Origin of the sequence: Bradyrhizobium oropedii (assembly GCF_020889685.1) — a bacterium.
GTDB lineage: Bacteria > Pseudomonadota > Alphaproteobacteria > Rhizobiales > Xanthobacteraceae > Bradyrhizobium > Bradyrhizobium oropedii.
Genome location: NZ_JACMYO010000453.1, coordinates 1 through 1,027, shown reverse-complemented (window position 1 = coordinate 1,027; position 1,027 = coordinate 1). Strand labels below are relative to the sequence as shown.

Genomic DNA, 1,027 nt, shown 5'->3' with positions numbered 1-1,027 from the left:
CCGTGAAGGAGCTTGCGGGCTTCGACTTCGAGGCGCAGCCGTCGATCGATCCGAAGCAGATCCGCGACCTGGCCGCGTCACGTCGGATCGCCAACGGCGAGAACGTGCTGCTGCTCGGCCCGCCGGGCGTCGGTAAGACGCACTTATCGATCGCGCTCGGGCGAGAGGCGATCCTGGCCGGTTACACGGTGCAGTTCACCACGGCGACGACCCTGGTCGCTGGCCTGGCCAAGGCGCATGGCGAGCGACGCCTGGACGAGAAACTGCTCGCGCTGGCGAAGCCAAAGCTGCTGATCATCGATGAACTGGGCTACCTGCCGCTGGAGCCCGACGCGGCGCATCTGTTCTTCCAGTTGGTCAGCCGCCGCTACGAAACCGGCGCCATGCTGATCACGTCGAACCGCAGCGTTGCCGAATGGGGCACCGTGATTGCCGAGCCAATGGCTTCATGATGCCTCCTTCTTCGAACGCTTGGTGCGTCGTACCCGATTGCGAAGCTGACTGATCTGTTCGTCGGAGAGCTCGATCTGCCATGGCTGACCTTTGGCCAACTGATGACCTGCCAGCAATCCGCGCGCGAGATAATCGAACACCGTCTGCGGGGTTACTCCAAGCTCGGCCGCTGCGCCCTGAATCGAGAAGCTCCCGTCGGGCCAGCGCATTGGGTTCTTGTCCATGCCGTTGATTTTGACGGTGGGAATGCCCCAGCGGGTGCGTAACACCCAGACGTTCTCGCCTTTGAAGGCGCAGCCTCGGGCGGCGACGAAGCCTTCCTGATTGAGTATCGCCGCGATCTCGCCATCCATTTTGTGTTCAGCAGTCAACTCGACGATCCGTCGCCGCAACCGTTCAATGTCGATGTAATCGCGGTAGGTGTGAACGCGCCGTTGTACGTGATGCTCGCTGGTTGCGCCGGTCTGCCAGACGATCTTGAGCCACACCTGACCTCGGGTCCGCTTCTGATCAAGAACGACTTCGCGGATGACAAATCGCAGAATGCGCTTGCGATCGGCTGCCGACGTGGTGG

2 pseudogenes are annotated in these 1,027 nt (G+C 62.0%); one reads left to right on the top strand and one right to left on the bottom strand.

Going from position 1 to position 1,027, the window contains the following annotated elements:
• Positions 1–449: pseudogene (locus tag H8A95_RS43235) on the top strand (ATP-binding protein); the annotation flags it as partial.
• On the opposite strand, the pseudogene H8A95_RS43230 reads toward H8A95_RS43235, so the two are convergent.
• Positions 447–1,027: pseudogene (locus H8A95_RS43230) on the bottom strand (recombinase family protein); the annotation flags it as partial. The pseudogenes H8A95_RS43235 and H8A95_RS43230 sit on opposite strands and share 3 nt — an antisense overlap.